Below are 25,740 nucleotides of genomic sequence, written 5' to 3'. Positions count from 1 at the left end.
ACAGATGAATGCCCCGGGAGGGGAATCTGCCGTGGCATTCATTCGTTCAGGAACCAAATCCATGAAAAAAACCACCTTTATTATTCTTATCATTGCAGTCCTGGTTATAGCGGCCCAGGGCTGTAAAAAAATGGAGGAACAGGGGAATATCGTTTCCGTCTCCATTATTCCTCTTCAGTATTTTGTCCAGCGTATCGGCGGACCGGGCTTCAAGGTCAACGTGCTTATACCGCCGGGTCAGAGCCCCCACACCTACGAGCCGACATCACAGCAAATGATCGAAATGAGCAGGTCCAGGGCCTTTTTCAAAACAGGCCTCTTCCCTCTTGAGGATGCATTCCTGAGAAGCATGACATCGACGGGAAGCGGTATGATGATTATCGATTCCTCCGAGGGAGTAAACCTCATCAGCGCCCATCATCACGACCACACCGGGTATGGCCATGACAGCGGCATCGATCCCCATATATGGCTTTCACCGGCGGCAGTGAGAATAATGGCTAAAAATATCCTGGCAGGATTTATCGCCATAGACCCGGCCGGTTCGACTCTCTACAGAAATAACTTTCAGGCCTTCATGAGCGATATTGATGCACTTGATATCTATATCAAAGGCGAACTGAAACAGGTAAAAGAAAAAAAATTCCTGGTCTATCATCCCGTCTGGTCCTATTTCGCCCGGGATTACGGGCTTACCCAGATCCCCATGGAAATCGAGGGTAAAGAACCTGACCCTACGCATATAAAAGACATCGTGGACATGGCACGCCGGGAAAAAATCAGGGTGATATTCGTCCAGAAACAGGAGCCCCTGGATTACGCCAGGTCCCTGGCCGGCGACATACATGGAAAGGTGGTCCATCTCGATCCTCTCGAGGGCGACTGGATTGCAAATATGCGCACCACCGCAAAGACATTTAAAACGGAACTGGAGTGAACCGTTAAACCACTATGAATAAAATCATGGAACTCAAATCCATATCGGCGGGATACGCCGACTCCCTGGTGCTGGAGGATATAAATCTCAGTATTCTGGACAGGGATTTTATCGGAATAATCGGGCCTAACGGCGGCGGGAAAACCACCCTGCTGCGCATCATCCTGGGCCTCCTGAAGCCCCTGCGCGGAACCGTTTCCTTCTATGACAAGGATCTGCAGGGCACACGTAAGGCCATAGGCTACCTGCCCCAGTTCAGAATAATCGACAAGCAGTTTCCCATTCGGGTCATGGATGTGGTGCTCTCGGGTCATATGAATTCCGTCGGCCTGTTCAGAAGATATTCCCGGGAACAAAAAGAGCAGTCCTCGGCAATTCTCGACAGGTTCGGCATATTTCATCTGAAGGACCGGCCTATTGGCGAGCTTTCGGGCGGACAGATGCAGCGTGTCTTTCTTTCCAGGGCACTGGTCTCATCTCCCCGGATACTGATCCTCGATGAACCCGATACTTTCGTAGACAGCAGCTTTTCCCAGGACCTGAACGAAATTCTCGTCGAGCTGAACGACCGTATGGCCATCGTCCTCGTATCGCATGACATCGGCACTATCATATCATCGGTGAAAAACATCGCCTGTATCAACGGAACCCTGCATTATCACGGTTCAAGTGAATTTTCGCAGGAACTCATGGAGACATACAACTGCCCCGTCAGGATAGTGGGACACGGTGACATGCCTCACACCATACTGAAGAAGCACGGAGAATAACATGTTCGAGCTTTTATCATACCCGTTTTTTCAGCGGGCCATTCTGGCTGCCCTTCTTGCCAGCCTCACCTGCGGGATCATCGGCACCTATATAGTTTCCCGCCGCATCGTATTCATCGGAGGAAGTATTTCCCATTCTTCCTTCGGCGGTATTGGCATGGGATACTATTACGGGTTCAATCCCATAATCGGTGCCGCCGTATTCGCCGTATTCTCGGCCTTCAGTATCGAATTTCTTTCCAGGCGCACCAACATGCGTACCGATTCACTGATCGGCGTCCTCTGGTCCCTGGGCATGGCCGTTGGAATCATCTTCGTCTTCATAACACCGGGATATGCTCCCAATCTCATGAGCTATCTTTTCGGCAGTATCCTTACCGTTTCCTGGGTTGATATAGGCATCATGGCCGCAATCGGGGCAGTCACCGTATTAATTTTCACCTTATTCTTCAGCGAAATCCTGTACATAGCCTTCGATGAAGAATTCGCAACAACACGCGGCATGCCCGTACGCGCCCTTAACTACCTCATCCTGGCGCTGGTAGCACTCACTATAGTGATCACCATCCGCGTCGTGGGCATCATTCTGGTCATATCGCTCCTTACCATACCGCAGGTTACGGCCGGGCTCCTGACCGGCGATTTTAAAAAAATCATAGGACTCTCCATCGTATTCGGTTTTACCTCGTCATTTGCCGGTCTCATGGCGGCCCACTGGCTGAAAATACCTTCGGGAGCATCTATTATTTTTTCCGCGGTCATCCTCTTCCTCATAGTGAAAACCTGGCACGCCCTTACGGTGCGGCAGAGACTGGCGCTGAAGATAGACCGGTGACCGGCTTCATGACAGGAAAACTGATCATTCAACGCATACTTATTCTCCTGATGATCGTCCCGATTCTGCAGTGCGGTTCCCTGCCATTTTTTTCCCGGGGCAGCAGCGATACAAGAATGCTCCTTCAGGAAAACAAGAAATTATCCGGGGAAGTCGCTATCCTGAATCAGCGGATTGCCCGTCTGGAAAAGGAGATGACCTTTCTTTCCAAAAAAAGCTTTTCCCTTCTCCTCACGGGCGACATACTTCTGGCAAACGGGGCGAATGATGCCATGAAAAAACAGGGAACTGACTACCCTTTCCACCAAATCGCGTCCTTTATGGAGGAATATGACCTGGTATTCGCCAACCTGGAAACGCCTATTACAACCAATCACGACCCAGCCGGCAACAAGCCCTATGTCTTCCGCCTGAACCCACTGTTCGCCGCAAGCCTCACGGATATAAAGCTCGATATCGTTTCCATTGCCAATAACCACATCATGGACCACGGCACGGAAGGTATGCTTGATACGATCCTCTGTCTCAGCGACATGGGAATCAAGTATACCGGAGCCGGACGAAACCTTGACGAGGCGCGGCGGCCCGCTATATTTCATTTCGGGTCCATGGATCTGTGCATTCTGGCCTACTGCGAAAGACCTCCCGAAGACTTCTATGCCGGACCGGAAAAGCCAGGAACCGCACCCCTGGTCCTGGAGCAAGTAAAAGAAGATATAAAGCAATACAAGGACGGCAACACCATCGTACTCGTATCGCTGCACTGGGGAATCGAGCTCACGAACTATCCACGGGCCTACCAGAGAAACCTGGCCTGGAAGATAATTGATGCCGGCGCCGACGGCATCATCGGGCACCACCCTCACTGGCCCCAGGGGATCGAGATGTACAAAAAGAAGCCCGTCATTTATTCACTGGGCAATTTCGTCAATGGATTTTACAACAAGGAAGAGAATGAAAAAGATAATATTTTTGTATCCCTTCGCTATGACAGGGAACGGCTCGTGAAAATTGAAGTTATCCCCGTGGCCGGGAAAAACCAGACTATCCACTTCCAACCCCGAATTCTCGAAGGCCCCGAGGCCGTGACTCATCTGAAGGCCATCCAGATTCAATCCCGGGGCCTGGGCACCAGGGTATATATCTATAGAGACCGCGGATTTATCAAACCATGACAACCGATTTCACAAATTTGTTTTTTCCTTGACTTCTCCATCATTCATGTTACTATTTTTACAGCATCCAATATATCTTTTCAATACTCACATGCGCATTATTCCCGGTATGACTTTTTTTGATTCAAGTATAAGCATTCAGAGGGTAAGCCATGTTCATAAATCTGGAAAAGAAACACCTGGTCATAGGAACTTCCATAGCCGCCCTTCTTTTTATTTTTATCGTATTCGGCCCGCCGGGCCTCTTTAAAAAAACATCCTCGCCGGACTACTGCGGCAGCTGTCATGTCATGTATGATATGCACGACCACTGGTTCCTCTCGGGCCTGCACCGATCCATCAAATGCGTTGACTGCCATCTCCCCAACAACAACCTGGTTAACCACGTTATATGGAAAGGCATCGACGGCATGAAGGACTTACTGTACTTTCACTTTATGCTCTTTTCAGACCCCATCGAAATCACTTCTCATGGCAAGACGACACTCCAGGCCAACTGTGTCAGGTGCCATGGAGATATGGTATCACGCATCAATATAGACGCGAAAAACTGCTGGGAGTGTCACAGGAGGGTCAATCACCGCATCACTCCCCTGGCCATTATCGAATAAATATCAAGGCCTTTCAACAAGGAGGAATCCATGAAAAAAAACACGTTCTTTTTTTTACTCAGCCTGTTTTTATCCCTTGCCATGTATGGCTTTTTTGCCGGGTGCGGCCCCTCGGACGTACAGCCACTGAAGGTAGGCGGCATCGCCGACAATGAATTCGACCCGGAAGAATGGGGCAAGGTATATCCACTGGAATATGAATCATGGCTGAAAACTAAGGAGCCCAAACCGGTCAATAAAAGCAGGTACAAAAGAGGCTGGGATACCGATAAAATAACTTACGATAAACTCAGCGAATTCCCCTTTCTCGGACTCCTCTTCAGCGGCTGGGGATTCGGTATTGAATACAACGAGCCCAGGGGGCATTATTATGCCATCATTGACCAGATAGAAATTGATCCATCCAGGACAGGCCCCGGCGGCGTATGTCTTGCCTGCAAAACGCCTTTTCACAAATCCTTTACAGAGAAGCATCAGATGAAGTATCTCACGGCGAAATTCAATGACGCGCTGGATATGCTTCCGAAAAAAATGCGGGAACTGGGCCCGGCCTGCATCGACTGTCACGATAACAAGACCATGGACCTCCACACGAACAAGCTTCACATTGAAAAAGGCCTGGCCATGATAGGCAAAACCGGGCTGACCCACCAGGAGAAGCGCATCATGGCCTGCGGACAGTGTCACATGACCTATTATGTTCCCCGGACTCAGGAAGGAAAAGTTGCCGGTGATGTCACGCCTCCCTGGACAGGCGGCACCTGGGCGAATATCTCAATTGAAGCAATTGCCAAAGACCTTCTTACTGACTATAAACGCCAGGAATGGACTCAAAAGGTGACGGGATTCAGAATGCCCTTCATCCGCCATCCCGAATTTGAATTATTCACCAAGGGCAGCACGCACTTTAACGCCGGGCTGGCCTGCGCCGACTGTCACATGGCCTACAAACGCGTTGGCGCTTACAAAATATCCGATCACGATGTAACCAGTCCCCTGAAAACCGACATGAAGGCCTGCGCCCAGTGTCACACCGAGTCGGCTACGTGGCTGAAGACACAGGTCTTCGCCATCCAGGACCGTACCATTTCCCTCAATTCCCGGGCAGGTTTCCAGGCCGCTGTCGCTGCAAAACTCCTGGAGATGGTCCACACGGCACAGCAGTCCGGCAAGGCGATCAACCAGGACCTGTATAAAAAGGCGAAGGACTTCTACATGCAGGCCTTCATACGGTTCAATTTCATCAGTGCCGAGAATTCCATAGGCTTTCATAATCCCACGGAAACGGCCCGTATCCTGGGCGATTCCCTTGCCTTCAGCAGTCGGGCCGAGGCGCTGTTGCGTCAGGTTCTGGCTGAAGCGGGCATACGGGTTCCCGTCAATATAAATCTGGAGCTCGCGAAATATCTCAACAATCGAGGAAAGAAAAAGCTGAATTTCCGACCCGAACAGGAATTTAAAGACCCGTACAACACACAGGAATATTTCGTGCCGAAAAACACGCGGGGAATATAAGGCATTACATTCACGCATTGCTGCATCGCGGTAATGCGTGAATATAATTAAATATTTAATATTTTTTTGCAACCGTATCCCCATTATTTTGTCTTTCAGAAAAGTGCCTGTTCATACAGCCGTAAAAACGAGAACCGCGTTCATGCCGGTAAACAATTTTTTTTATTTCGCATAACGTACAATAATTCATTCAATTATTTTTTCGGCTTCACATAGAAATGCCGGCACACACATATCATGCTCAAACAAAACAGGGGGGATTCCATACATGAGAACTTTCATCAATGCGACTGAGTCACTGCTTGACTGGATATTTATTATTGCCGATACGGCTTTCTGGGGAACGCTCTCCCTTCTTTCCATCATAGTCAGCCCATCGGGGAATCTATCACACCAGTGCATGAGGTGGTGGTCCATCACCATCCTGTGGTTCTGCCGAATCAGGGTTTCCGTTGACGGCCGGGAAAACATCGACACGGAGGCAATTCAGATTTTTGCCGCCAACCATCAGAGTTTTTTTGATGTATGGGTCCTGAATAAAATTATTCCCGTGCGTTACGGCTGGGTCATCAAAAAAGAAATCGGACGCATCCCTTTCCTGGGCATGCACATGCGGATAAACGGCTATATCTCCCTTGACCGCGGAAACAGTGATCAGGCCCGGGCCGGCATGGAAGAGGCGGCACGCCAGATACGGGAAGGCAAGCGGATAATGATTTTTCCCGAAGGTACCAGGAGTCTTGACGGCAAAATGCGGCCCTTTAAAAAGGGGCTCTTTCATCTCTGCCTGAAGACCTCGATTCCCATCGTTCCGATTTATATATCCGGTACCGGCCCCATACTTCGTCCCGGTTCTTTCCTCATTCACCGGGCCCCGGTGCATGTGACCATAGGAAAGCCCCTTGACACACAGGGATACGGCGAAGATTCCATCGATGTCATCATGGGAGACCTGCGGGATAGGATGAGCGGCCTGGAAAAAACGACAGGTTTTTCACAACAGTCTGTTCTATAAATAGCAATCGTAATAGGCAACCGTGCGGATTTTCATTCTGCCGGTCTCATCAATTATTCCGGCTATTCATTAACTTATACATTTTTGATATAAGTTCAGTACGACAGTTTACATTTAATTTGCAGTAAATGTTGTCAAGATGTCTCTTAACGGTATTAATTGATATCCTGAGCTCCTCAGCAATCTCTTTATTCCGCATTCCCTTATCAACAAGATTAATCACATCAATTTCACGGCTTGTCAATAATTGAGAAGCAGGCAAAAATTCAGAAAGACATGAATCTTCTTCCAGAAAAATGATGGATTGCTGTTTATTGGAACCCGGAAGAGGACAAAATTTCGCATTGAGATTGTTGCTATGCAATAATCCATATTTTCCACGGATATTCGCTTCATGTCTCAGGAGAGACGATAAATCCTTTCCGGGATCGCAGCTATCAAAATTTCGTTCAGATAAAATTTTTGCAGCAGAGTTTGAATATTGTATAGAATACTCGGAATCGGTTAATATGACACCCTGAGGGATATGCTCAATGGAATCGTAAAGTGATTTACTCTGATCCGGACTTTCTCCATATCCGACTGATTTTGAAATTGCCATACTAAGAAACTTGCTTATTATTGATACAACTTTAAGATCAGATGCCGTAAAGGGCCCCTCTCTTATATCACGTCCGAAATTGAGAGTCCCGATTATTTTCCGCCCCGATACAAGGGGAGACTGCATCGCGAAATCAATGGAGGCGGTCCCGACTATATTATAAACGGGATGATGCTGCCAGCCTTCAAGTCCCAGAAGAAGCTGCGATTGATTTGGAGTCATTTTTTGTGTAATCCATCTCATGAGTGGATCAACATCTCGACCTCTTTTTTCATAATAGGTAAGAAAATCGACATCAACACCCCGGGCCCCAATGCGCCGCGGTTCTTTTTTTTCAGGTTTCATGAGATAGAGAGCTGTTGCGTGAGCTGGAATCAGATGGGAAATGGAATTCAGATATTCAAATTCGAGTTCTTCAAAATTATTAATACTTGAAATTGAGAGAATAACCTCTTCAAGCAAAGTCAGGGTTTCAAATGTTTTATTTGTATTGCTATTCTCTTTCATAGAACGCATCTACAATAAATGCTATATTGATAACAGAGTTCCGGTTGAAAAAAATTCCGCCGGAACTCTGTTATTATGCTCATTATGTCCGGCTTTTGCCGTAATTTTTAATTATATCCACTATCAATAAAAATGGATATAACAGGATAAACACCATTACACCGGGTCTCACAGACATCGAAACCATTTTGGCAAATTCCTTCGGTGTTATGTACATTTTTGAAGGCCATGCTCCCATTAACTGTCCGGTTATTTCAATTGACCTGCCCTTTCTTCCTACTCTGGAAATTACCATCATAGGCTGACCCTTGTCTGATACAATGTTCGTTTTCATAACTGCCTCTTGTCAAGGAATAAATATCTTATTTATCCCACCATTTTTTCTTCATTTTAAGATCCTCGGCAATAACCTGCACAGCGTTATATCCACAGGCGCCTCCAACGCTTCCGCTTGGGTGTGTGCTCGCTCCGCACATATACAGATTCTTAAAAGGGGTCTTATACGGTTTATATTCAACAAAAGGGCGCATAACCGTAAGCTGATCCTGGCTCATTTCAATATGATTGAATCCTCCATTGACCATTGATATCCACAGTCTTTCCGTGTCACGGGGAGACATCACATATCGCTTCAACAGCGCCTTGCCAAAATTATTCACATATTTGCTCCATACTTCGATGCAGCGATCAGCAAATTTTTCTTTTACATTATCCCATGCCTCTGCTCCGCCTTCCCGCAGACTATAGGGAACATACTGCCATGCAACCGCAGTAGCCTTTCCTTCAGGCGCCTGGGTCGGATCAATATTGGAAGGGTATGCCGTAAACATCCTGGGATATTCCGGAAGGTGTCCCTTGTTGATATCGGCAAAATCATCATAGAGTTCCTGAGGATTATCCACCAGAAGTACTCCCAGGCATTTATTAATATCAGGGTTGAATTTTGCACACTTCCAGTCAAGTGGTTCATCCAGAGCCAGGTGTGTATGGAAAAGAATAGTCCCTTCGGGCCTGCACCTTTTTACCGAGCTGACAAATGACGCATCAAGTCGGTCTTCACCGATCAGGTCGATGAATGTCTGCTGCGGATCAAGGTTCGTAATCACCAGTTTTTTAGCATTAAAAACAGTACCGTCTTCAAGTTCAACACCTGTCGCACGATCACCTTCAACAATAATCCGCTTCACATGAGCACCGGTTTTAACAGTTCCACCGTGATCCTGAAAACATTTAACAAAGGCTTTCGCGAGATTTCCCGAACCGCCCTTGCAAATTGCCCATCCATGGGGCTCATGTGTCTCACCCAGCATCATGGGAACAAATACACCGAACCCGTAAGTATCCGGTGAACCGCCGAATTCTTTAATAAAAGCCATGAGAGTGGATTTCAACTCATTCGATTCAAAGAGCTCTTCAATAATATTCTTTGTACTGGAAAGCTGCATTCGAAGCATATTCAATCCTTCAACGCTTCCCTCCATTGCCATTGCTGCGATTGATGTAGGCTGCGGTGGATTAAAGAACCAGGGAGCTATCATATTGTCAACGATGACCTGGAAATATTTTGCAAGCTGCCGATATGTATTCGCGTCCTTTTCTGAAAAACGTGCGATTTCACGGCATGTCTTCTCAAGGTCACGATAGAGTATCAGACAGCGTCCGTCAGAAAAAACTCCCGCTACCTGCGCATCAGGCCAGACATATTCAGCGCCATATTTTTTAAGTTCAAGGTCCTTGTAGACCGGCCCCATGTGGAGTATTCCGTGAAACACTGACGCAAGATTATGCTTAAACCCCGGTAGCGTCACCTCTTCAGTCCATACACCGCCGCCGGCTTTTTCCAGACGTTCCAGAACAAGAACATTCTCGCCCGCCTTCTGAAGGTAACATCCCGCTGTAAGACCATTATGGCCGCCTCCCACGATAATTACATCAAATTCTTTTGACATGATTTTTCCTCCTTTCATTTAAAACACAGTTAAAAAATTCACTCACAAACCCAATATATTCACCCGGCTCCCTTCGAACATCACCCAGACGGGTGACTACCCGGGAATCCTTTGATTTTTTTCAATTCACCGATAGTTTTAAGATCACTATTCAGAAGGGAAATATGCCGGGAGATATGTAATGAACAGGAGCGGTTCCTGGACACGGCTGCGCAGCATACAGATTCCATTTATGACGGCATAGGGAACCCGCTCAAAGGCATGATGCAAATGAATTAAACCGACATCTCGTCGGTTCAGTGGTATGGTGTTTCGCCAGTTAGGCATCCGGAGAGAAAAACAGTTATTTGTCCGTAAAAAGTCTCAGCAGGAGACTGACGTCCGGTAAACAGGAAATTATAAAAAGCAGTCGTAATAGGGAACCGTGCGGATTTTAATCTTTCCAGTCATGGAATCCAGGGAAAGCATGTTATCCGCGGCATTGAACTTTTCCTGGACCGGGGCATATCGGAAATAGGTATATTCGTCCTGGACGGGAAAATTCTTCCTGAAGCTGATATTCACCATCATAAGCTCATTCATCTTTATGGCAAAGCCCTTCGGTGTGTCGACAATGAAGGCTGCCCTGACGGCTTTTTCTTTTTTACCCTTGCGAGTTTCCAGCATGATTGCAACAGAACCGTTATTCACGGCCGCCAGTTTTATATATTCCTTATATTCCCTGCTTCTGAAAAGTCCCATGATTTTTCCCCTGTAATTCATCACAGGATGTTGATCCATGAGTCCTTTTGTCAAGTTTTTTCATAAAATATCTGTGCGTTACATTTATGTAATTTTTTTACTGGACAGGAAGTTGAAAAGGTGCATATTATTGCCATGTTCTAACCCTGAATCCGACATATACCTGAAGAAGCTATTCATTCAGCTTTTCAGGGGGGATTCGCAACAAAAATCCGCGAATCCCTGCACGTTCTAAGTTCCAATGTATTGCGAAAAGCGAATCATCCAGTAAAAAACTCCGGTTTAATGAGAGATATGGATGACTGGCCGACTATGCCCTTAAATTACTACATCAACATAAAAGGAGGTCTTAATGGGAACATTTCAGGAAACCAGTATGGCTGCGGTATTTCAGAACAATGCCGCAAAATATGGGGACAAGTCCTACGCCGCATATAAAAAGGACGGTGCATGGCCGGAAATTTCATGGCTGTCCATGAACGCCATGGTGCATAACCTCGCTTACTACCTTCTCTCTATTGGCGTTAAAAAGGGAGATAAGATCGGCCTTTTCTCGCCGAACCGATGGGAATGGCATCTCGGGGCACTGGCCATCAATTCTATCGGCGCAGTGGATGTTCCCATTTATGCCACTAATTCCGCCGAGGAATCTGAATACATTCTCGGTGATTCCGATTCCATCATCTGCATGGTAGGAACGAAAGACCACATGGACAAGGTCCTCCAGGTAAGGCCCAAACTGCCGGCATTGAAACAGGTACTTGTTTTTGATGAAGTGGCTAAAAAACAGGAAAACGTACTGACATTGTCAGAAGTTCTTAAAGCCGGAGAATCTTCACCTAACGAGAATACTTTCAACCGGCGCCTGCAGGAAATACAGCCCAATGACCTGTCGACCATAATCTATACTTCCGGAACAACGGGCAACCCCAAGGGCGTTATGCTGACGCATAACAACTTCAGCTCCAATATACGCAATATACTTTTTGAATTGAAGGACAAGAATACCGGCGAGATGCTGCTGCGGGATTCCGACACATTCCTTTCCTTCCTGCCCCTTTCCCACTCCCTGGAAAGAACTGCCGGCTTTTACGGCGCCCTTTCCGTGGGAGCCAAAACTGCCTTCGCAGAAGACGTCAGCAAGCTCCTTGATAATTTTCAGGAAGTGCGTCCCACTATCATCATCAGCGTGCCCCGTATTTATGAAAAGGTCCACGCGGGAATCATCGCCAAGGTTTCCATGGCGCCGGGACTGAAAAAGAAAATATTCGCCTTCGCCATGCGCCAGGCGCAAAAGAACCTGCTCTTCGTCTGCCGCGATCTCCCGAGAAAGGGATTCTTTGCCTTCAAATTTAATCTTGCCAACAAGCTCGTACTGGCCAACCTGAAGACGGCCCTGGGCATGGACAAGCTGCGGTACGCCATCTCCGGCGGCGCGCCCCTGTCCCAGTCCGACGCCGAGTTTTTCATTGGCATGGGAATCAAAATTCTCGAGGGTTTCGGCCTTACGGAAACGACACCGGTCACCAATTTCAACCGCCCCTGGTTCATCAAACCCGGTACGGTTGGCCAGGCTATCAATGAAACAACGGTGAAACTATCCGATGAAGGAGAAATTCTCATCAAGGGGCCCCAGGTCATGGCGGGCTATTATAAAAATGAGGCTGCTACCCGGGAAGTCATGACCGACGACGGGTTCTTCCGAACCGGCGACATCGGCATTATCGACAGTGACGGCTTCCTGAAGATTACGGGACGCATAAAAGATATCATTGTCACGGCTGGCGGGAAAAACATCTCCCCGCAAAACATTGAAGGGAGCATCAAGGCTTCCGCATTTGTCGAGCAGATCGGCGTCATCGGCGACAAGAAGAAGTATCTCTCGGCGCTGGTTGTCCCGGCTTTTCCGGAACTGGAGAAATGGGCAAAGGATAACGGCATATCCTTCACCTCCCATGATGACCTGATTTCGAAAGAGCCGGTAATAAAGCTCTTCAGGGCCGAAATAGACAAGTACACTGCCCAGTATGCACGGGTTGAGCAGATACGGAAGTTCCGGCTCCTCAACGCCGAGTGGACCCAACCCACGGGAGAGCTCACGCCCACGCAGAAGGTCAAGCGCAAGGTCATCTCGGAAAAATATTCGAAAGAGATAGAATCAATGTACGCCGGAGACTCGGAAGAATAGATATTGCGCCATATGGCAATAACAGGAAGGAGTGTTTCTATCGGAGCACTCCTTTTTTTTTGTCATACAAATATGTATATTTTCATTAATTCGTCACTTTTTTCGCTATCCCCCTTATTCTCACTTGACTGTCTTCAACCTCTCGTATATCATGAGCCGATACTCATTCCACGCAGGCCATCACGGCCACCCTAAAAATTAACCCATAGGAGGTGATACACACCATTTATTTTACTTTCCAATCATAAAATCGGGAGGAGGAATATGAAAAAGAATTTTGCTTTGTTATGCAGTCTTTTATTGCTCCTGCTTACCCTCTCAGCGGGCTGCGAATTTTCCGGTTCAGAGCAGGAATATCCGGCCCAGAGCACAAAATCCCTTCAGGAACTTCTCGCTATGAATTATGCCGATATGTCCGAAGCAGATACGGACCGGCTGGACCTGCTCACGGGTTCCATGTCAGGCGAGGTCTATACCGAGAAATATGGCTCCATCGAACAGAATTCCGACAGCCGTACTATCCTCGATGATTTGACCAGCGTCATCTGGGGCTCTTATGAACTCGTCACTATCCCCGGGGCTGTCTGTGCCGACGGTTCCCCGTACAAGATCTTCGTCATGAAATCTACGGGGTTCTGGAACTGGCTCATGGGATACACCAAGAACCTCGTCGTCTACCTGGAGCCGGGCGGCGCCTGCTGGGACTACCCCAGTTGTACAGGACAGGCGGGAATCCGCGGAGCAAGTAACCTTAACGGTATTCCCGACAACTACATGAACCTGGGCGCCTTTATCGACGAGAACCAGGAAGGAGGAAGTCCCATGGCGGCCATATCGCCAATCATTCTCCGGAATAATCCCACGGGTGATAACGTGGAGACGTCGAGCTGGAACAAGGTGTTCGTTCCCTACTGCACGGGAGACGTCCACAGCGGAAACCAGGTGACAACCTATACGGATCCAACGGGACAGAACCCTCCCGTGACGATCAATCACAAGGGGGCCGTCAATATCGAAAAGGTTATCGCCTATCTTAAAGCGACATTTCCAGGCATGAACAAGGTCATGATTACGGGCTGCAGCGCCGGCGGTGTCGGTTCCCTGACGAACTATCACTTTTTCAGGAAGGCGCTGGCTCCGAAAAAACTGTCCATACTGCTGGACGATTCGGGACCGATTTTCTCAAGCAGCGGCTACCAGTCCTACCTGCAGGAGGAGATACAGGATCTGTGGAACACCGATTACCTGCTCACAAAACTCATGGCGGACATTCCTGAGTTTGACTTTAGCGGCGACTTCAGTGAAATACACGAGGCGCTGGCTTTCAAGTATCCCAATGACAAGCTAGGCCTGACGCTCTTCAAGCGCGACAGGAACTTTTCCGGCTATTCCTATGCCCGATTTTACGACCTGGATGAAGCGGACCCGGTCGACGCCGAGCAGATTATGACCTACTGGGCATCGGACATAGACGACCTGACTGAAATCTATGATTCGTATGGAAACCTCTCCTACTACATTCCCTACATGCGCATCATAAACGAGAGTCACTGCACGTGCATTGTGGAATGGACCGGGACCGAGTATCTCGATACGGGGATCGACGTGGGGACGTATATCAACGATCTCCTGGACGGCGGCAGCGTCACGAGCTACGAGGAGCCCGATAATCCGTCCGATGCCGAAGTAACGGACTTCTGGATGGACCTGGTTAATTTGCTGCTGTAACCAATGGTCAACTCCCTGCATGAGCAGGATGCCTGTTTACGAAAGCCCCTCTTTCCGTAGAGGGGCTTTCCTGTTGCCTTCAAGGAGCAATTCACATAACGCTCCGCCGTGCACCCTGTAACTTTCGATGCGTTAGCCGTTATATGTTTCGACAAAATATTTTTTTGCAACCATCCGCGTCAAAGTTCTGTCTTCACATAAAATAAAGCACAGATCATCGGCGACCTGCCGCAGCATTTTTCCAGAAATAATTCCGGGTGAATCCCCAGATATCATCCGAGACAGGACCTTTATCACAAGGGAGGATACATCTATGACCGCACACCGAATTCTGCTCACGGGGGTCTTCGGCCCTTTCGGGATTAAAAATAAATATGCCGAGGGAACGGGCATGCAGATGGAACTGCTCAACAACCAGATCACGCGCGGCCAGGGCATCCATTCACCGCGGCAGTCCTACTGGACCTTTCCCCTGTACCTGCTTGCCGAAAACATTTCCGTGCCCTCAACCGTGCTGGACTTCCCCTCGTGGCGGAAATTTACCTCGGAACTGAAGAAGGGATACACTCATGTGGGCATCAATTTCATTCCGGCCAACGTATACAAGGCCGGGCGCATGGCCAGATACATCCGCGAACATTATCCCGAAATAAAGATAATCCTGGGTGGATACGGCACCATCATCCCGGACCTGAAAGACATCGTTCCCTGCGATGAGATATGTAAGGGTGAGGGAATTTCATGGCTCCGAAACTATTTCGATGAAAATCCTGCGGCGCCCATAAAGCACCCGGCAATCTTCGGCCCGGCGTATGAATATATCTACGGCGTCAAAGGCAGGCCCTCGGGAGGTATAATACTTCCCGGCGTGGGCTGTGAAAACGGCTGCAACTTCTGCATCACCACCCATCAGTTCAACAAGTGTTATGTACCTTTTCTTAAGACCGGCAAGGAGATCTACGACGCCTGCCTGAAATCAAAGATTAAAATCGGCACCAGCGGCTTCACCATCATGGACGAGAATTTCCTCAAGACGCCCCTGCGGGCCCGTCAGCTCCTGGAGGAAATGGCACGAAATAACATGCCCTTTGTCTTTGACATTTTCAGTTCGGCCGAGGTCATAAAGCAGATGGGCGTCGATTTCCTGGTGCGCCTGGGTGTACGCATGGTTTGGATCGGCGTGGAATCCAAGGCCAATTCCCATGAGAAGACAAAGGACATCGACCTGAAGGCCCTCATTGCGGAACTCCAGTCAAAGGGGATTTCCGTCAACGCCTCGGCCATGCTCTTCATGGAACATCACGACAAAGATTCACTCCCCGAAGACATCGACTGGGTCATCGGCCTGGGCTCCGATATGATCCAGTTCATGAACTACACTCCCCTTCCCACGACAACGCTCTCGGAGCGCCTGGCCAGGGAAGGCAGGCTTAAAGATATGGATTACCGTCATTTTCACGGCCAGGGCGAACTTGCCTTTGACCATCCTCATTATAAAAATCCCCGGGACCATTTTACCATTTTGAAAAAGGCCTTCAAGAAGAAGTACACCACCGACGGTCCCGGCATTCTCAACATGGCCTCGACGATAATCAGCGGGTACAGGGAAGCCGTGAAGGATTTCATCGACCGCAGCAGCCAGGGACTGGCATGGAACCCCGAAACGTTGCGCTATGAAAAAACCGATAATCCCGTGCCCGACGAATTCATGCTCCTGCGCATAAAGATGATGCAGAAAATGGCCATGAACATACGCATGATTCTGCCGGCATCCATGGTGTACTCTCCCAACATGAGGGCGCGCCGGAAAGCCCGTTCCGTCATAAAGCTCTACCGGGAGTCCCTGGGCCCGCTGCCCTTCGCAAACCGCGTTCTCTCCGGTCTGCTCATCATTTCAGGCCTCGTAGAAACCCTGCGCCTGGCCATGGCGCGGATCAGGGGCGGTGAAAGCATCGTACGGCAGCCTCCCTCGCGACGCGTAGAATATCCCCTGAGCGCCGTGACTATCAGGCACCTGCACCGGAAGCCTGTCCTGATAACGCCGCGCAGCACCGGTGAATCACTGGCTGTCTGAAAATAACGCAAAAGAGACGTTCCGTGATGAAACAATATCCTCCTGTTATTTACAAACTTTAAAACAGGTTTTTATTTACAGGAGGATACATGAGTATTGTACATACGGTAAAAGGACAGGTAGTAACATCGGGGATAACCTTCGGAACGGCCATGGCCATTGCCATCAGCTATTCGGCCAACCACTCCATTTTCTGGGCCATTATTCACGGCATTTTTGGATGGATATATGTTGTGTATTACGCCATAGTATATTGACGGGGATAATGCCGGTCATACAGCGGCGGTGAGAGCGTCTATTTCACGCAGGTCATGTATATGGAAGAGTGCTCTCCCATCCATTTCTCAAAGGTGCCTGCTTCCGTAAAACCGGCCTTCAGGAACATGCTTTTTGACGATGATGATACCACGTGAGCGGAATAGCGTTTTGCCGTGGTCGATTCCATGAGGTATTTCAGCATGAGCGTGCCCAGGCCGCGGTTTTGATATTTTTTCATCACGGCGATATCAACGACATAGAGAGTATCTTTCCGCTCTTCAATGGTTTCAAAATCGAGATAATCCAGGGCATGTGCCGGGCGCACATTGCAGAATCCGGCAATATCGCCATTATCGGAAACAGTGATGAGAACCGATTCGCTGTTACCGCAATTATCGAGCAATTCCTCTTCGGAGAAACGAAGATCTTCGGGGAAACACTCCTCTTCAATGGAAAGAATCCGCGACCATACTTCATCGAGGCTGGTATTGTTAATCTGCTTAAATTCAGGGGTCATGGCTTTTAAATTGAATCACACTCAACACAACAGGCACAATCTGTCAAGAAATAATATTCCAGACGAATATCCCAACCAGGGGTGAGGATTAAATCCCGGGAAAAACTTAAAGAATATCACCACAAAGACTCGGAGAAAACGGAGATAACTGATAAAAATCCAGAATTTGCCCTTTATTCAAACACAATTGCTGAACACCGCATCAAGTTATAAAGTATAAAAAACCTAAACCATCCTCCGTGAACTCCGTGTCTCCAGCGAACGACAGTGAGCGGGTGGTGAAATTCCTGCTCTTTTCTGCAAAATCAGTTCGACCCGGCGTAATAATTACTTGTTCAAAGCTAAAAAATACGGTATATTCAAATAAAGGGTGCCAGTATGGAAATACAGAATATCAGCGGACCAGATACCATGCCGTCGGGTTTCGCGGTGCGGAGTGATATGCCCCCTGAAAATGCCGACCGGGACAGAGATGAGCAGGTACGCAGGGAAGAGATTCCCGAACAGTCCAAGGGACGTTTTGTCGACACCTATGTCTGAGTTCCGGAGAAGAGACCCGCTCTTACACCGATTAAACTGCCAGGGAGACTATTTATGCAGAAAACAGCTATTATAGCACTCATCTCAGGAATGCTGATAATTCTTTTCTCCGCGTGTTCACCAAAACCGGATACCTTCACGGGTCTCTCCGAGGTGGGAGGCGGCGACGGCTCTGGCGACAGCATCAACACCATCCTGTACCGGAACGGCCCGGCACCGCGCTGATATATAGCGTCACTATATTTTTCCGGCATAAATTTTCCTTCGACCCTCATCAGATTTTATTCCGCTGCCCCACACAGGCTGCACTATGCGTATATTTTGCGCATATCCCGTCCGTTTTTCCCGATGGCATGCATCATTTTATAAATCCCGGTGAAATGGAATTGACGTCAGAGTAAAAATACGGCACAATAGATACCACCGTACCCGGCCTGCGGGAATAACAGAAAGGACGTGACCCATGACACAGGATCAAATACTTACCCTGGCCTTCATATTCTTCGCGCGGATCTGCGACGTGTCCATAGGCACCATCAGGATCGTCATGATATCGCGGGGATACCGCACCGTGGCGCCCATCTTCGGCTTCTTCGAGGTGCTCATATGGCTCATGGCCATCAGCCGCGCCCTGGCGAGCCTGGACAATATCTACAGCTATTTCATCTACGCCGCCGGTTTTGCCGCGGGCAATTACATGGGAATGTGGCTCGAGGAGATGATGCCCTTCGGATACAAGTCTTTGCGGGTTATAACGAGCAAGGAGGTTTCGGTCCTGCCCCTGACGCTCAGGAGCGAGGGCTTCGGCGTCACTGTTGTGGACGGCACGGGACTCCGGGGACCTGTCAGCATCCTCTATTCCCTGGTGCCGAAGAAGAGCGTGAAGAAATACATCGACATAGTCACCATACTGGAACCCAGGGCCTTCGTAACCATTGAAGAGGTGCGCGTGTCAGGCGAGGGCTTTTTCGCGCGCAAGCCCTTCCATAACTTCCATGGCAGGCTCCTCACGAAGAAAAAATAAACTGTTCCCTATTCCTCTATTACGACTCCCCTCGAGGTGAATGAAAGACCCTGCTGGCCCTTGGTCCCGATCATGATGGTTTCCACAATGGGCCTGTTTACTTTCACCTGGGAACGCCATCGGACAATGAAATTGGCGCCGACGCCTCCACGGTTGTCCGCTTCTTTTATGCCAATATTGTAAGTCTCCAGGGGCTGCAGCACCTTTTTTTCCCGGCCGATGTAGCTATGGATCAGCTTTCCCGTCGTATTGTAATAATCAATGGATTCGATGATTATGGCATTATTTATATCGACGTTATGGATACTCAGGGTTACGGAGAGCATGAATTCCCATTTCAGGTCGCTGTGCATGATAGAGGAATAGACCGGAACATACACTGTTTCCCTTAAGGCCTTTCCGCTGCTCTGGGGTGAAACCGATACGGTGCCAAAACACAGCACGCACAGGACGGCAGCCGACAATACGGAGTAGTTCCTTCTTTTCATCACATTACCTCTCTCAGTTCTAACACTCGCGACACATCATCATGTCGCTAAAGACCTTTTTGTTACCGGAAAGGCCGATGACTGCGATATAGTCCCCGGTGCGGAATTCAAAGTCGGCCCCGGGATTGGCGACAAATTCGCTTTCCCGTATCACGCCCACGATTGACGCGCCGGTCCTGGACCGTACGGCCAGATCCCTGATGGTTTTCCCGGGAACTGGGGAATTCTCATCGACCTCGAACCAGTTCATCTCCAGGAGAAACGGCGTTTTTTTGATATTGGCCAGGAGCGATGACTTGATGCTGTCGATCCTGGAATGCATCCGGTTCTGGCTGCGCAGGGTATCGCAGAATTCCTGTATTTTCATCAAAGGAACATCGAGAATCATGAGGGACTTTCTCAGTATTTCCAGGCTGGCCTCGAACTCGGGCTGCACCACCTCGAATATGTCCATTTTGAAGAGCTCTTCGGCATGGGACACGTCGTCGGCACGGACGATTATTTTTACCCCGGGATTGTACCGGCGCGTCGTCAGTATTATTTCACGGGTCGCCGACATGAGGGGGATGGTGATGAGTACCAGGCGGGCATTGGCCGTCTTCGCCCCGGAGAGCACCGCCTCCTGCGCGGCGTCGCCGAAGATTACGGGAAACCCGGCATCCTTGCATTTTTCGAAGCGCCGGAAATCCTGCTCGATGACGATGAAGGGAAATTCAATCTGATAAAGGATTGACGCTATCTGGAAACCGACGCGCCCCCCGCCGACGATGACGATATGTTCGTTCAGTCCCCTTTCAGGCATATTGACGGTGCTGATCTCTTCATGCCTGAAGAGCTTTTTCTTCAGGGAATAGAGGGGTACGGCCAGCATGGAGAGAAAGGGCGATATAATCATGGTAATGACCGACACGGCAAGCACCAGGGAAAAGAAACCGGAACTGATGATGCCGCTCTGCAGGCCGGTCCGCGCCAGGACAAAGGAAAATTCACCGACCTGGGCAAGGCCCAGTCCAAGGGCAAGGGGCATGATATTATAGTACCGGAAGGACAGGCTGAGTAAAAAGAAAACCAGGAATTTCCCCGCCACGATAAGGAGCGCCAGTACGAGCACCATTGACAGGTTGTCCAGGATAAAGCCCATATCGAGGAGCATGCCGATGGAGGTAAAAAAGACCAGGCCGAATATGTCACGCAGGGGAATAATGTCGCTGAGGGCCTGGTGACTGTAGTCAGACTCGCTGACCACCATGCCCGCCACAAAGGCGCCGAAGGCCAGGGACAGGCCGGCTGCATGGGTCAGGTATCCCACACCGAGGCCGATGGCCGTTATGGTGATTAGAAAGAGCTCGCGGGAATTGATTCGGGCCACGAACTTCAGTATCCAGGGAATGACGCGCATACCCACGACAATAATAGCCGCAAGTATCAGCCCCGCCTTGCCCAGGGTGAGCACGAGAGGCATTAAATCACCGCCCAATTCCTTAACACGGGGAATGATGAGCATGAGGGGTATGGCTGCCAGATCCTGTATGATGAGGATGCCGATCATAACCCGGCTGGAAAGGGTACCCATGAGGCCCCGGCTCATAAGGGTCTTGATGACCACCATGGTGCTGGACAGGGATATTATCATGCCCAATATGAGGGATTCATTCCAGGGCATGTTCATGAAATGCCCGAAGCCGTATCCCATGGCGATGAGAAGCACTATCTGTATGGGGGTTCCAACCAGGGCGATGCCCTTCACGGCCCTGAGCTCCCGAAAGGAAAAATCCAGACCGATGGAAAAGAGCAGGAGCGCGACGCCGATCTCGGCCAGCAGCTCGATGCGGGGAACATCGGACACGGTCACACCGCCCGTGTAGGGCCCGATGATAATGCCGGCGATGATATACCCGATAATGGGCGGTATCTTCAGCCGGTTGGCAATGAGGCCCGTGACCAGGCCCACGATGATTATTATTATAAGATCTTCTGCTATACCCATGTGTACACTCATCAATATTTTTATTCCCTGACAGATTAACGCGGGAATTACTATTTTACAAGGATAAATTCCGTCATGGTATTAATACGGTTGGCGGGATGGGTTGTTGAAGAAAATTTTAACCTCACCCCGGCTCCGCCGCACGTCGTTTCCTATACGTACGGACAGGTCGCGACCTGTCCGTACGTATAGGAAGCAATCATCTATTTTATGATTTTTTCATGTATGACTTGATAAAAAACACCAATCCCGCCAGGACGCCGGCAATAGCGAGCACGGACAAAAGTATTTCCACCACGGATTTTTCCTTGACCAGCTTGATTTCGCCCACGGCCAGGTCCTGGGGCCAGCGCGACCCGGTATATATATCCTTTATAACAATCTTGATATCCATGACCTTCTTGAAGTTCACCGCGAGATGGATATTCTCTTTTGTGTCGATGATGTTGAAATCGGCGCATTTGGTGTCATCGCCGCATATAGACACTTTCCGCAAACGGCTGTTGAGAAAGTACAAGTCGCCGAATTCCGGGTCCTTGAGCTGAAAACCGTTGGATATGACTATTTCAGAAATATCCATGGGCTCCTTTAATTTCAGCTCAAGCCACTCGCCTACGCCGCCCTTTGCGGTCCTGATCTGCCACGAGGTCTTTGTATCGCCGTCAACGAGATGGCTCTTGTCGAAGCTGAAACGCGGGCTGGTGGACTTTACCGTGGGCGATGAGGATTTTATTTCATAGATGTATGACGAGGTCCTTGAGCAGCCCGTGATGGCAAGGATGGCGATGAGAAAGAATATGATTTTTTTCATGTGGTCCGTCCGGATTTTTTTATATTTTTATGGTAATACTATAACATTATGATAGTGCTGTAAATTCTTTTTCTTTACCATCTTCTCCATAAATACCACTGTCCCATTTAGCAGGATTATTTATTATATACTACCTGATACGGTTCAATTCATCATTATTGCGGATGATGTGGTCGTAATACGATCGGTGCCATTTAAACTCATTTAATCCAATTTGATGAATTTCCTTCGATGATGTAGTTTTGAAGGCTCCGATGAGTTCCGGAATGGGCTTTATTTTCCGTATCTTCCGTACGGACAGGTCGCGACCTGTCCGTACGGAGAGGAAGCAATCATTTGATATTGTTATTATTAGCGGAATGATGATTTCGGCGGGTGTTATCTTTTTCTTTTAATCATAGCAGCATGACTCAATTCATCGACGCTTATATCTTTCCACAGCTCTTTCTGCCATTCCGTATAATCAAAAGGCTCCCGCAACATGAGGGCGATAAATTTTTCGGCCTGAACTTCGCCAAGCGCCTTTACCAGCGCCTTGTAGCCATTTATTTTTATTTCCGTATCTGTAAGCATGTTAATTATCCTTTTGCCTGATATATTCAAGGGGATTCATAACTTTAATATCATTAGAGCTTTTCAATTTCTTAAGTATTTTCTCATCTGTTGTTATAAAATAATCACATCCGGCATATATGGCGCAAGCGATATGAATAGCATCCTTGCTTTTCAGACCCTTTTGAAAAAGTATCCGGGCTGTCGATAATATTGTTTCATTTTCCTCGATACAAATAACCGCTTTTCCTTTCCACTTGCCGATGACACCAGCCCTTTCCTCAAATGGATTATGCTCATTTTCAAAATCGAGCATATATGACCAGACAAGCTGCAGTGATTTATTTAGCACCTGTTCCTGAATATAAAGTTTTGCTTCAGATTCCAGTCTGATTTTAATCTGCACCTAATCATCGAAGGGTCTGTTAAAACAGCAATTATCCAGATATACTTTCATTTTAATAAATAATAAGTCCCTTTTACAATATATTGTAATTTTCAGGCAAATATGATTTTTTACAGCAATAAAATACAAACCCGGTAATTTTTATTAATCTCCCTGTTGGTAGGCCAATCCTACCCCGGGAAATATAATTACACAGCCTTCCGGAACATCTCGAATCTCCTTTCCAGCAGTTCCCTGTCGGGATAGTGCTGCCGGGTGCCGGGCAGGATTATTTTCTGCTCATGCATTCCCTGGAGGCCGTGCTTCAGCATGGGTCCGTCGCTTTCACGGAGGATGTCTTCGCGTCCCTGTACAATGTAGTCCGGGGATATACCGATGATATTGTTATCAAAGGCGGCATGATGCAGTTTGCACAGGGACAGGCCGTTCGTTACCAGGGGCTCTCCATCGGGATCGCTGTCGGGAATGATATGGGCCGCGTCGAGGAGTTCCCGGTGTTTGAGTGCGCACAGGGAGCACTGATCCCGGTAGGCATTCAGCACCCGTTCCCTGAAAGAACGCTGATGCAGGCGCTGCTTTACTTCCGTGGTGATATAGGATCGACGGGTCTGTTCCACGATGTTGTCCTGAAGTTTTACATAATCAAAGCCGTTTTCGATATGCATGAACTTTTCATCGTCGGCTGCCACTTTGAAGGTGAGGTTTTTCATATCGTCGTCAACGATGTATACGGGAAAGATTGCATGGTACCGGCCCTTTATGACATTGTTAAAATATATGAGGGGAACCTGGTTTTGCGCGGCTTTCCGGAGACCCACATTGTCGCGATGATGGGGATCGGTGCCGCGATATTTGTACAATAGATATCCATCATCAGAAAAGCTGTCACGGTATGGGCCGGTTATGACTGTAGTAATTGACAATGGTACATCGAATATTTTCGGCTTCCAGATTCCCTGGGGGCCGAGGAAGGTGATTCGTTCGCCATTATGGTAAAAGCCTTCGGTGAGAAGATCACGGGGCAACACATCGCCCTGGAGGGCAACCTGTTCATGGAGCCATTTGAAGGCGGTGAGGCGGATGTAGGTGTCGGGGGTTGGCATTTGCTCACATTATCCGATTATCTACGACAACATCCCATTTCCCCAGATGAATTTATCTCCCAGAGGATACCGGTAAAATAGAGAGATAAAGAGGTCTACATACCGAGCTTTTTCAAGAGGAATACAAAATTTGAACATCGGCTGATCTGGCTTTCCTCCCAGACCGATAACGATAAACACAGGCATATTCCGCTGCTTTGAAAAGGTATCGTAATGCAGTATTTGTTCATGACTTGCCCATTTGAGAACCTTTTGATTGGTCCCCTTCCGTTTCCACAAATGAGACCGGAACTTGCACTCAACGGCAAACTCCTTCCCTGTTGGATTATGCCGAATAATAAAATCGGGATTCTGATCGCTTTCGACATAAATATCTTTCTTCTTTGTATGAATGTCATTGGTCCAATGCACTATGGTACAATCATCTTTCTGCGAACCGAACATTCTGGCAATATGCTCTTCAAAAGCCTTTCCTTTATCGTAGGCCTCCTGGTTGAATGTCGTTGTTGAATCATATTCCATAATTTCAACTTTTGAAGCTACATCTTTATGCTTCGAGGACACAAGACTGTTGAGTTTTTCAAAAAAGACATTCCTAACGGATGACTTGATGAAGATTATCAAGAATCCCATTATACCGGCAATGGCAAGCACAACAATAAGTATTTCCGCCATAGATATTTTCTTCACCAGCCTGATTTCGCCCACGGCCAGATCCTGGGGCCAGCGTGATCCCGAATAGACATCCTTGATGTAGATCTTTATATTCATGACCTTGCTGAAGTTCACCTTGAGACGGACCTTATCTTTTGTGTCGATGAGGTTGAAATCGGCACATTTGATATCATCACCGCAGATATACACTTTTCGCAGACGGCTGTTGAGAAAGTACAGATCGCCATATTCCGGGTCCATGAGCTGAAAACCGTTGGATATGACTATCTCAGAGATATCCATGGGTTCCCGTAACTTCAGTTCCAGCCACTCGCCTACTCCGCCTTTAGCGGTCCTGATCTGCCACGAGGTCTTTGTATCGCCGTCGATAAGGTGACTCTTGTCGAAGCTGAAACGCGGGCTGGTGGACTTTACCGTGGGTGATGAGGATTTAATTTCATAGACGAATGATGAGGTTTTTGAGCAGCCCGTGATGGCGAGGATGGTGATGAGAAAGAATATGATTTTTTTCATGTGGTCCGTCCGGATTTTTTTAATGTACATTTTTGGTGCTTCGACCTCACCCCGGCTCCGCGTCTGCTCTCGCCATCCGTTATATAGTATACTGGTATTAGAAAGACTTTAGAAGTAAATTGATAGTGGGGAGAGCTAACGCCTCCGTGGAGAGGGCTCTCTGGCATAAATTTTCTGTTATGGCCTCCCCGGTCGCTTCGATACGCCACCGGTCATCGAG

At 48.3% G+C, this 25,740-nt stretch carries 23 protein-coding genes and 1 pseudogene; 12 read left to right on the top strand and 12 right to left on the bottom strand.

Annotated features, from left to right (window positions below):
* The first annotated feature begins 4 nt into the window (after nucleotides 1-4).
* The 7 genes from CVV44_02940 (at nucleotide 5) to CVV44_02910 (ending at nucleotide 6,858) form a co-directional block, all read left to right on the top strand.
* Nucleotides 5-937, top strand: a complete 933-nt coding sequence (locus CVV44_02940; protein ID PKL40575.1) for a cation ABC transporter substrate-binding protein — start codon at nucleotides 5-7, stop codon at nucleotides 935-937.
* Between the two features lie 14 nt (nucleotides 938-951).
* Nucleotides 952-1,707, top strand: a complete 756-nt coding sequence (locus tag CVV44_02935; GenBank protein ID PKL40574.1) for a zinc ABC transporter ATP-binding protein — start codon at nucleotides 952-954, stop codon at nucleotides 1,705-1,707.
* Nucleotide 1,708: 1 nt separating this feature from the next.
* Nucleotides 1,709-2,542, top strand: coding sequence for a hypothetical protein (locus CVV44_02930; protein PKL40573.1), 834 nt, complete (start codon nucleotides 1,709-1,711; stop codon nucleotides 2,540-2,542).
* Nucleotides 2,543-2,550: 8 nt separating this feature from the next.
* Complete coding sequence (locus CVV44_02925) at nucleotides 2,551-3,717, top strand: capsular biosynthesis protein (protein PKL40572.1); 1,167 nt, start codon at nucleotides 2,551-2,553, stop codon at nucleotides 3,715-3,717.
* A gap of 152 nt (nucleotides 3,718-3,869) precedes the next feature.
* The gene (gene nrfH / locus CVV44_02920) at nucleotides 3,870-4,328 is read left to right on the top strand and encodes a cytochrome c nitrite reductase small subunit (protein ID PKL40571.1); all 459 of its coding nucleotides are present in this window, start codon (nucleotides 3,870-3,872) and stop codon (nucleotides 4,326-4,328) included.
* Nucleotides 4,329-4,358: 30 nt separating this feature from the next.
* The gene (locus CVV44_02915; GenBank protein PKL40570.1) at nucleotides 4,359-5,843 is read left to right on the top strand and encodes an ammonia-forming cytochrome c nitrite reductase subunit c552; all 1,485 of its coding nucleotides are present in this window, start codon (nucleotides 4,359-4,361) and stop codon (nucleotides 5,841-5,843) included.
* 268 nt (nucleotides 5,844-6,111) lie between these two features.
* Nucleotides 6,112-6,858 (top strand): 1-acyl-sn-glycerol-3-phosphate acyltransferase, encoded by a 747-nt coding sequence (locus tag CVV44_02910; protein PKL40569.1) that lies wholly within the window; start codon nucleotides 6,112-6,114, stop codon nucleotides 6,856-6,858.
* Between the two features lie 49 nt (nucleotides 6,859-6,907).
* Here CVV44_02910 and CVV44_02905 read toward each other — a convergent pair whose 3' ends face one another.
* The 4 genes from CVV44_02905 to CVV44_02890 all read right to left on the bottom strand — a co-directional run bounded on the left by CVV44_02905 (nucleotide 6,908) and on the right by CVV44_02890 (nucleotide 10,695).
* Entirely contained in the window at nucleotides 6,908-7,975 is a 1,068-nt protein-coding gene (locus CVV44_02905; GenBank protein ID PKL40568.1) for a hypothetical protein, read from the bottom strand.
* 73 nt (nucleotides 7,976-8,048) lie between these two features.
* Complete coding sequence (locus tag CVV44_02900; protein PKL40567.1) at nucleotides 8,049-8,300, bottom strand: hypothetical protein; 252 nt, start codon at nucleotides 8,298-8,300, stop codon at nucleotides 8,049-8,051.
* A 28-nt stretch (nucleotides 8,301-8,328) separates the two neighbouring features.
* Nucleotides 8,329-9,933 carry a hypothetical protein gene (locus CVV44_02895; protein PKL40566.1) on the bottom strand — a complete coding sequence of 535 codons (1,605 nt, stop codon included), beginning with the start codon at nucleotides 9,931-9,933 and terminating at the stop codon, nucleotides 8,329-8,331.
* A gap of 378 nt (nucleotides 9,934-10,311) precedes the next feature.
* Nucleotides 10,312-10,695, bottom strand: a complete 384-nt coding sequence (locus CVV44_02890) for a hypothetical protein (protein PKL40565.1) — start codon at nucleotides 10,693-10,695, stop codon at nucleotides 10,312-10,314.
* On the opposite strand from CVV44_02890, the gene CVV44_02885 reads away from it, so the two are divergent.
* The 4 genes from CVV44_02885 to CVV44_02870 all read left to right on the top strand — a co-directional run bounded on the left by CVV44_02885 (nucleotide 10,694) and on the right by CVV44_02870 (nucleotide 16,646).
* Nucleotides 10,694-10,891 carry a hypothetical protein gene (locus tag CVV44_02885; GenBank protein PKL40564.1) on the top strand — a complete coding sequence of 66 codons (198 nt, stop codon included), beginning with the start codon at nucleotides 10,694-10,696 and terminating at the stop codon, nucleotides 10,889-10,891. The two genes, CVV44_02890 and CVV44_02885, sit on opposite strands and share 2 nt — an antisense overlap.
* Nucleotides 10,892-11,008: 117 nt before the next feature.
* The gene (locus tag CVV44_02880; protein ID PKL40563.1) at nucleotides 11,009-12,844 is read left to right on the top strand and encodes a long-chain fatty acid--CoA ligase; all 1,836 of its coding nucleotides are present in this window, start codon (nucleotides 11,009-11,011) and stop codon (nucleotides 12,842-12,844) included.
* 396 nt (nucleotides 12,845-13,240) lie between these two features.
* Entirely contained in the window at nucleotides 13,241-14,572 is a 1,332-nt protein-coding gene (locus CVV44_02875) for a pectin acetylesterase (protein PKL40911.1), read from the top strand.
* A gap of 313 nt (nucleotides 14,573-14,885) precedes the next feature.
* Entirely contained in the window at nucleotides 14,886-16,646 is a 1,761-nt protein-coding gene (locus tag CVV44_02870) for a radical SAM protein (protein PKL40562.1), read from the top strand.
* A 295-nt stretch (nucleotides 16,647-16,941) separates the two neighbouring features.
* Here the strand turns inward: CVV44_02870 and CVV44_02865 are convergent, their stop codons facing one another.
* Nucleotides 16,942-17,421, bottom strand: a complete 480-nt coding sequence (locus tag CVV44_02865; protein PKL40561.1) for a hypothetical protein — start codon at nucleotides 17,419-17,421, stop codon at nucleotides 16,942-16,944.
* Nucleotides 17,422-18,424: 1,003 nt separating this feature from the next.
* Here CVV44_02865 and CVV44_02860 point away from each other — a divergent pair.
* Nucleotides 18,425-18,985, top strand: a complete 561-nt coding sequence (locus CVV44_02860) for a hypothetical protein (protein PKL40560.1) — start codon at nucleotides 18,425-18,427, stop codon at nucleotides 18,983-18,985.
* A gap of 8 nt (nucleotides 18,986-18,993) precedes the next feature.
* On the opposite strand, the gene CVV44_02855 is transcribed toward CVV44_02860, so the two are convergent.
* The 7 genes and pseudogenes from CVV44_02855 to CVV44_02825 all read right to left on the bottom strand — a co-directional run bounded on the left by CVV44_02855 (nucleotide 18,994) and on the right by CVV44_02825 (nucleotide 25,550).
* Complete coding sequence (locus CVV44_02855) at nucleotides 18,994-19,473, bottom strand: hypothetical protein (GenBank protein ID PKL40559.1); 480 nt, start codon at nucleotides 19,471-19,473, stop codon at nucleotides 18,994-18,996.
* A gap of 19 nt (nucleotides 19,474-19,492) precedes the next feature.
* A complete protein-coding gene (locus CVV44_02850) occupies nucleotides 19,493-21,460 on the bottom strand; it encodes a portal protein (protein ID PKL40558.1) in 1,968 nt (655 codons plus the stop codon).
* 208 nt (nucleotides 21,461-21,668) lie between these two features.
* A complete protein-coding gene (locus CVV44_02845; GenBank protein ID PKL40557.1) occupies nucleotides 21,669-22,271 on the bottom strand; it encodes a hypothetical protein in 603 nt (200 codons plus the stop codon).
* A 378-nt stretch (nucleotides 22,272-22,649) separates the two neighbouring features.
* Complete coding sequence (locus CVV44_02840; protein PKL40910.1) at nucleotides 22,650-22,850, bottom strand: hypothetical protein; 201 nt, start codon at nucleotides 22,848-22,850, stop codon at nucleotides 22,650-22,652.
* Nucleotides 22,846-23,280 (bottom strand): annotated as a pseudogene (locus tag CVV44_02835) (PIN domain protein). The gene CVV44_02840 and the pseudogene CVV44_02835 overlap by 5 nt, the downstream one beginning before the upstream one ends.
* A 137-nt stretch (nucleotides 23,281-23,417) precedes the next feature.
* Nucleotides 23,418-24,332: an HNH endonuclease gene (locus CVV44_02830; GenBank protein PKL40556.1), complete on the bottom strand. Its 915-nt coding sequence runs from the start codon at nucleotides 24,330-24,332 to the stop codon at nucleotides 23,418-23,420.
* Between the two features lie 21 nt (nucleotides 24,333-24,353).
* Complete coding sequence (locus CVV44_02825; protein PKL40555.1) at nucleotides 24,354-25,550, bottom strand: hypothetical protein; 1,197 nt, start codon at nucleotides 25,548-25,550, stop codon at nucleotides 24,354-24,356.
* Nucleotides 25,551-25,740: the final 190 nt, after the last annotated feature.

Source organism: Spirochaetae bacterium HGW-Spirochaetae-1, assembly GCA_002839375.1.
Taxonomy (GTDB): Bacteria; Spirochaetota; UBA4802; order UBA4802; family UBA5550; genus PGXY01.
Note: the sequence above shows the minus strand (reverse complement) of the source record. Positions and strands in the feature narration are given on the sequence as shown.